General features: G+C 46.6%; 4 protein-coding genes and 1 pseudogene. All 5 read right to left on the reverse strand.

What is annotated here, in order from left to right; translation table 11 throughout:
• Positions 1-1,053, reverse strand: a 1,053-nt coding sequence (locus DWX32_RS18970; protein ID WP_243037641.1) for an antirestriction protein ArdA, incomplete at its 3' end; no start/stop codon positions are given.
• Between the two features lie 130 nt (positions 1,054-1,183).
• On the reverse strand, positions 1,184-3,274 hold the full coding sequence (locus DWX32_RS18975) for a DNA topoisomerase 3 (RefSeq protein ID WP_069432104.1): 2,091 nt from the start codon (positions 3,272-3,274) through the stop codon (positions 1,184-1,186).
• A 117-nt stretch (positions 3,275-3,391) separates the two neighbouring features.
• The gene (locus tag DWX32_RS18980) at positions 3,392-4,096 is read right to left on the reverse strand and encodes a VanZ family protein (protein WP_022621592.1); all 705 of its coding nucleotides are present in this window, start codon (positions 4,094-4,096) and stop codon (positions 3,392-3,394) included.
• Positions 4,097-4,113: 17 nt separating this feature from the next.
• Entirely contained in the window at positions 4,114-4,296 is a 183-nt protein-coding gene (locus DWX32_RS20355) for a hypothetical protein (RefSeq protein ID WP_005933783.1), read from the reverse strand.
• Positions 4,293-4,488: pseudogene (locus tag DWX32_RS18990) on the reverse strand (DUF4366 domain-containing protein); the annotation flags it as partial. The gene DWX32_RS20355 and the pseudogene DWX32_RS18990, both read right to left, overlap by 4 nt.

Consider the following 4,488-nt stretch of genomic DNA (forward strand, 5'->3'; position numbering starts at 1 on the left):
TGTAAAGGTATTACGGTTATTGTAGATATAGCCCTGCTCGGTAAATCTGCCCCCGTCATTGATAGCAGCGTCCCGCCCGTATTCCTCATACATGAAATATTTTTTTGCTTCTTCGGGCAGCTCCAACTCGTCCAGTTCTTCAATCAGATAATGCCCGTAATCTTCCTCACTCTGTACGGACGGATAAAGCCAGTAACAATCAAGGTTTTGTGCAAGGTTGATAATGTCCTGCAAGTCCCTTGTATGGTCGCCGTATGCCATAGCTGCAACAAATTTTTCCCTGTCGTCGTCAAACTGCATTTTCAAAAGTTCGCTCAAATAGTTCAGCTCGTCAAGGCTTTCAAGCTCGGTCAATTTTCCTGCCAGTCCCGCAATAGAGGACTGGTATTCTGTGATATGCAGCTCCCCGTAGTTTTTGCCGTCTATGCCGATACGGTCAAAGACTTCTTTCAAATGCTCGGCAGTCGTGGGGAATGATACCCATTCGCCCGCAGGTCTGCCCTCGGTGTACTTTCCAAGATTAGAAAGATACCCGCTTAAAATCGGTTGTTCCATGTGTTCGCTCCTTTCTTTCTCAATCATGCGGTGCATAAGCTCGTAGTCCTCCATGCTCATGCTCCCGTCAAATAGATAGGGGTCGGGTTCTTCGCCGTCCCGGTAGCCTTTTTCAGAGAAAGGCAGCCCCGCAGCGTGGGCGGCGGCTCTTGCTTCCTCGATAAGCTCCGGCGGCAGCCTGTCGTCGTGGGCTTCGATAAATTCCCCGATATTGCTATATCCGTTTTCGTAGTGGCGGCGCACCCCGGCGGTCAGCTCGTCAAGGTTCCTATCCTCGCCAAGATAGCCGGAGTAATAGCCGTTTACCACAACGGCGGCAGGGTCAGCCTGTTTGATTTCTTCCATGCGGCTTCTGTCCTCCGGGTAGAGAATATCGCTCATTTCAAGGTGGAAATATTCTGCGTTCCAAGAGCGTCCCGTTTTCCAAAACGCCACCCAAGCGATACCGTCCCTTAATTCTTCTTGATAGTCCTTTACGGTGTCCCGTAAACTTGCCATGTGTAACCTCCTTTCTTCGGTTTCAGAGGGTTTGGGAAACTTCCCAACAAGCAAAAATCCCCGCCGTTCTCGGTAGAGAAAGCAGGGATTTTACGGAAAAGGGTACTCTTTTCCTATGCTTGCTATTCAGTTATTTTTTCTTCGGCAGTTCAATGCGGTAGTTGACATATCTCCCGCCCGTATCAGCCAATACGATAGTTCCGTTGTAGGTTTTGCCTGTCTTTGGGGAATAGAGCTTTTTCACATTTACCTTGCCGGATTTTAAGAGTGCAGCGGCAATCTTCGGGGTAAAGGTTACTTTTCGTTCTTCAAAGAAACGGTCATTTTTCCACATGGTAAAGATACATTCTTTGTTGCTGCAATAGTAGTTTTTCTTTCCCTCATAGACAGGAGAACCGCAGCGGGGGCAGCTTCCCAACGCTTCCCGTTCCGGCTTGAACATCTGCGCTTTATCATCAGAAAGAAACGGATAGGTCTTTACCAGTTCCCGCGCCATATTCTCGATACCCTCCATAAATGCGGCGGGGTCTGCCTTGCCTTTTGCAATCTGCGTCAGATTGTTTTCCCATTCTGCGGTAAGCTGCGGGCTTGTCAAGGTGTCCGGCAGGACGCACACAAGGTTGATACCGTCTTTTGTGGGAAGTAGCTGCTTGCCTTTTCGTTCCACAAAGCCGCCCTTTACCAGTTTTTCAATGACAGCGGCGCGGGTGGCGGGAGTTCCAAGCCCTTTGCGTTCTGCGTCCGGGTCGGTGTCCTCACTTCCGGCGCGTTCCATAGCAGAAAGGAGCGACGCTTCGTTGTGGGGCTTTGGCGGTGTTGTGTCATGCTCCGTTACCGTTGCAGCCGGATTGTCAAAGGTTTGTCCCTCGGTAAACGGCGGCAGGGTCTTTTCTGTGTCGCTGTCTGCGTCGTCCGTTTCGGGCTTGTTCTTTAAGGCTGCCCTGTATCTTCGGTCAATCTCTTTCCACCCGTCGGACAGCACCGTTTTTCCCCTTGCGGTAAAGGACTGTCCGGCACATTCAAAGACTGCCGTAACCGCTTCAAAGGTATGCGGTGCAGCGGTCGCCATAAGTAGACGCGCCCCGGAAAGGGTAAGGATATTCCTTTCGCTTTCCGGCAGCGCGGCAAGGTCGGTCTTTGCAAGCTCCATAGTTGGGATAATGGCATGGTGGTCTGATACCTTTTTACTGTTCAGCACCTTTCCAAGTTCCGGCGTGAAGTCTTTTCCCGCCATAAAGGAAAACTTCCCACAAAGCAGCTTGATAATGCCCGCCGCTGTGTCGCCCATGTCGTCGGTCAGAAATGCGCTGTCTGTTCTCGGATAAGTAAGCAAACGCTTTTCATACAAGGCTTGTGCAAGGTCAAGGGTCTGTTTTGCCGTATATCCGAACAGGCGGTTTGCTTCCCTCTGTAAAGAAGTAAGGTCAAAGAGCTTCGGCGGAGCTGCGGTCTTTTTCTCTTTCACAAGGGAAGTACATACTGCCCGCGACGCTTCGCAAGTCGTTTTTAATGCGTCGGCTTCTGCCTTATTTGAAATTCGTTCACTTGCAGCTTCCGCGCCGGATAATGCAAGGCGTACATGGTAGTATTTTTCTTTCTTGAAAGTGGTAATCGCTGCGTCCCGGTCAACAAGCATTTTTAAGGTCGGGGTCTGTACGCGCCCCACGTTCAAGGTATGATTGTAAAGGACAGAAAAAAGGCGGGTGGCATTGATACCGATTAGCCAGTCTGCTTTTGCCCTGCATAATGCGGAAGCAAAGAGAGGGTCATAATCCCTGCCGTTCTTCAGACAGGAAAAGCCCTCTTTGATTGCGCTGTCCTCCATAGAAGAAATCCAAAGGCGGCGCATAGGTTTCTTGCAGCCTGCCATTTCATAGACAAAACGGAAAATGAGTTCTCCCTCGCGCCCTGCGTCGCAGGCATTGACGACTTCGGAAACGTCTGCCCGGTGCATAAGCTCCTTTAAGGTTTTGAATTGCTTTTCCTTGTCAGCGGAAACGGTGTATTTCCATTCCTGCGGCAAAATCGGTAAGCTGTCATAGCTCCACTTTTTATACTGCTCCCCGTAAGCGGCAGCTTCCGCAAGCCCTACCAAATGTCCCACACACCAAGAAACGATATAGCCGCTTCCTGTGAGAAATCCGTCTTTCTTTTCCTTTGCCCCAAGTACGGCAGCGATTGTCTGCGCCACACTGGGCTTTTCTGCGATAACTAAAATCAAATAAAAATCCTCCTTTCGGGTAAAAGAAAAGAGCAACCGATTTTTCGATTGCTCCTACAAGTGATTGTATAAAATTGTGCGATATGAAATAGTAAAATGATTTGACAAAACTAAAATTTATCCAATATTGAGTAAACTATGGATTACCCAAGGTTGAACTGTAACCATGATTATAAATGTGTAAATTGCAAACAAAGGCACTTCGACCATATCATTGACATTCTCAGATTGAAATTGTTTTCTTAAATTATTAGGCAAGACTTTTGATAGCAAATAATAAACCAAATATCCTAAACAGACTCCAACTGTATTTGTAATAAGGTCATTTATATCTGTTGAACCCCAACCAAACATCTGAACAATTTCAACAGATAAAGAGAACAGAAAACCAGTTAATACAACAGTCTTTATGTGATGATATTTCTTATACAGCAACGGCAGAAAAAATCCAAAAGGAACAAATAAAACAACATTCAGTATGGTATCTATTGGTCCACTTATCATACCGAGAAACGGAATCAGAGAAATCCTCGGACGAAATGATATTGTGCTTGTATAACCAATACCTGTTACGGTCAAAATCCCGAAAAGATAATAATAGAATAAAAATACAGCAGTAATATGGAGAAGGCTTTGCTTTCTTCCTGATTTTTTAAGGTATAAGAAATACAATATAAAAACTGGAACTATAAACACATATCCACTTATTGAGCGAATAAGAATATCAGAAATGGGTAACATATTTTTATCTCCTTTGCTTACTCTAAAAATTTGTTTAACTCTATCATTTCCTATGGTTGGAACAATTATATCATATTCCATATCGAAAGTACATCTTTTTATCGTTCCGGCTGTCGTTTTGCTTCAATCTTTCTAATGCAATACCCAACACAAGGGGACTGTCCCTTGTAAGGGCAGGAAGCGCAAGCCGGGGGATAAGGAACAGGCGGAGCATTATCACGCCGCCCGTTCGGTTTCTGTATCATCATCTTTTCAAAGGGATTGTCGGTAAACAGGGTCATAGGGTTTCTTCCTCCGTTTCTTCATCTTCGGGAGTTTCCCCGGTATCTGCTTCCGGCTCGTCCTCGTCGTAGTCCTCAAATTCAAAATCTTCAAGGTCGGTATCGCCCTTTACATTCTGCTTCGGCTTTAGAAACTTAAAGTAGTAGAACGCTGCGCCGCCACCAAGCAGGGCAAAGAGGACTAAGGCAAGC

It is taken from the genome of Blautia sp. AF19-13LB (assembly GCF_003479105.1).
GTDB lineage: Bacteria > Bacillota > Clostridia > Lachnospirales > Lachnospiraceae > Fusicatenibacter > Fusicatenibacter saccharivorans.